The organism is uncultured Thiocystis sp. (assembly GCF_903866365.1).
GTDB lineage: Bacteria > Pseudomonadota > Gammaproteobacteria > Chromatiales > Chromatiaceae > Chromatium.
In genome coordinates, this window is record NZ_CAIPNF010000408.1 from 1 (window position 1) to 2,855 (window position 2,855).

Annotated in this window: 1 protein-coding gene; it reads right to left on the reverse strand. The window is 62.1% G+C overall.

Going from position 1 to position 2,855, the window contains the following annotated elements:
- Positions 1–72: 72 nt before the first annotated feature.
- Positions 73–2,855, reverse strand: a 2,783-nt coding sequence (locus QZY07_RS22475; protein ID WP_295407745.1) for a hypothetical protein, incomplete at its 5' end; no start/stop codon positions are given.

Here is a 2,855-nt window from a genome sequence, read left to right on the forward strand (position 1 = left end):
ACTCCCGCGGACTTCTCTTCCGCCGGTTGCTTGAGCAACTCGTCGTGACAGATCCTGTCCCCGAGAGCCGACTCATCGATGGTCACCATTGGCAGCCCCACAAGATGTAGTTTGAGGCGGAGCTAACCGTCCACCCCCTTTGTCCAATTGCCTTGCGAGCTTGTAGATGATTGGAAACCGCATCATCCATTGCTCATAGCGTTGTTGGTCCGTTTGGGCATCGATGTATTCATCCAGCACGCCCATCCACGCATCGAAGTGCTCCGTCGGATCCGGAGCGGTGAAGACGTCCCACCAGCCCCGACGCTGGCAGAGTTCGATGAAATCGCGATGCTGCTCAGGTTGGGTCCGACCCATGGTATGGAAGCCACCGAGGAGCAGGAGTAGCAGCCAGGAAGATCGATAGTTATCGCTGTTGTCGTCCTCATGCAGCCTTGGCGGTCTGCCCTCCGGATAGAGTCGACGGTGATACTTCGGCAGATAGACATCTCGGTTGGCGAGCCACCAGTCATGGATGGCGTTCAGCGCACACTCAGGATCGATCGGCTTGGGTGGCGGAAGCGGCTGAATGAGTCCCTGGCTCAAATGGGCGTCCCGGCTCTCCTCAGGGGTCTTGAGGATTTGATAGACGAGACGCGAGCGGCTGTTTCGGTCCCAATCCGCGATCAGCGGATCATCCTCGCTGATATCCGCGAGCCAGGTGCGTGCTAGCCCAAATGCGTGAAGCCTTTGGACAACCTCCTGCGCCAGATCACCCTCCAGCAGATAGCGAAGCGCGGCCTGACGGGACACGCTATCTGCGGCGTTCAGCATCCAGTCCTTCAACCGCTCTGCCGGCGCATCGAGCTTGTCACGGCAGAGCCGGAAGAAGGCGAGGCCCTGCTCGTCATAGCCGTCGGCCAGCCGATACGCGGCTGGTGCAAACCGCCGGCGACGGGTTTCCTCATCGCTACAGCCTGCGCCGAGCAAGCGCTTCACCGAAACGGCCTCGCCCGCCGCCGACACGAACTTCAATTGCCCAGCCTTCTCCTGCATCCGCTCAAGATCCTTGAGCGTCTCCTTTGGCACCTCCCCGTCACGCTTCAGCCATTGCGCCGACGTCTCCGGGTGCAGTGCCTTGCCGAGCGATCGGGCATCCTCGGGCCTGATCGGCTGATTGGCATCGAGCCGGTGGAATAGGTCCGCGAGGCTCAGTGAGTGCAGCAGATCCCGGCGCTCGCCCAGCGCTTTCACGAGCAGTCTGAGCCAGGTGGCCAGCTCCGCCGAGACACTGCGCTGGGGATCCAAATGTCCCTGGAAGCAGGGCGCGGACACCACGGCCCGCAAGACATCCTGTTCCGATAGTGCCCCCTTGAGCACCGTCGATGCCTGGGTCCATCGCATCAAATGCCGCAGCCCCTCGGGAAGTCCGTTCGGCACGATTGGGTGCTGTCGGGACAATTCGGCGAGTGCCGGTGAGAGTAGGGCCTCGGCCACGACTCGGGATCCTGAGTCGCGCTCCAGTTGAGGAACGCGCGCGAGCAAGACCTGCCACAGGCTGTGCCAGAGGTCATAGACGTCCAGTTCGGACACCAAGTCCATGGCGCTCCGGACAGTCTCCCAATCGGAGGCAATGGCCTCGCGCAGCGCCGCCAGCCGCTCCGCTAACTGGCTGCCCAGCCGACTGGCGAGCGCGCGATTCTTGAAGACGGCGCTGTTCGAAAGCTGGGAGCGGCTGGAGGCCACCTCGAACATGGCATTGATGGCGAACCCCAGTCGCTCGTCCTGGCTGAGCGGGGCCGTGACCCAGAGGTGTGGAATCGACTTGGGCAACTCCGTGAAACCGCGCGGGCCGAGCGGCAGCAGCAAGGCTCCCTCATCGAGCCGGAACTTCATGACCCGAAGCGGATCCCCGTTGTCCTGATGCACCCAGCCGAGATCGATACCGGCACAATCGAGCAAGGGTTTTGGTAACCAGTTGACCGAGATCTGTGTCCCGTCTGGGTGGCGGATGTCGATTCGGCGCAGACTGCGGGCGAAGGCCACCATGGTGCCGGCCACAGCAGGAAAGTGGGCGAGCACATCCGCTCCGGATACACCGGTGAGCGGCAGATGCACGGCAGTACCCGGCCAACGCCGATCCGGCTGATGCTCGGCCAATCGAGCGACTAATGTCTGGCTGAGTTCACCGCGATTCGGCACGGGCAAGATACCGCCGACGATGGACGCCTGAAGACGCCCGCTGACGATCGTCGGCCGGTCCGTCACCAGCCAGACGCTCTTGAAGCCCAGCCCAAACTTGCCGGTCGCGTCCTCTTCCTTGTCCGATCCGGAGAGGATGAGCATGTTCTCCAGGTCACGGTCGAAGCCGCGCTCCCGTCCGGGATAGCCCTTGGTGCCGAACTGATTGATCGCACGCCCCCAGTGCATGAACACCAGGGCCTCTTCATCGCACTCCACAACGAAGCGGCGTATCCCATCCGGCAGCGGATCGACTCCAGAGTCTCCGGGTTGAGCCGGAAAAGCGTCGATGTGCTCAAGATCCCGCAGGGCGTCGTCCGCATTCTGGAACAGCTCGAACGGCACGCTCTGGGGCTGATACTGGAAATCCATCACCTTACGCTTGACGTTCTCCAGGATGGCTTGCTGCGCCGGCGCGTCGGTTTCGATCAGCGTTTGGAGCCGCTTGAGCGCCTTCGCCTTTTCCTGGCGATATTGGATTTCCTGTGCCTTGCCGGCGAACTCCTTCTCGCGCATCTCCTTTTCGCGATACTGGTTGGTCGCCGCGCGTATTGCCGGATGCTTGTGAGCCCCCAGGTACTTGAGATGAACCGGGACATGATCCAGGATCAGCGCCTTGGCCAGCTCGATATCGA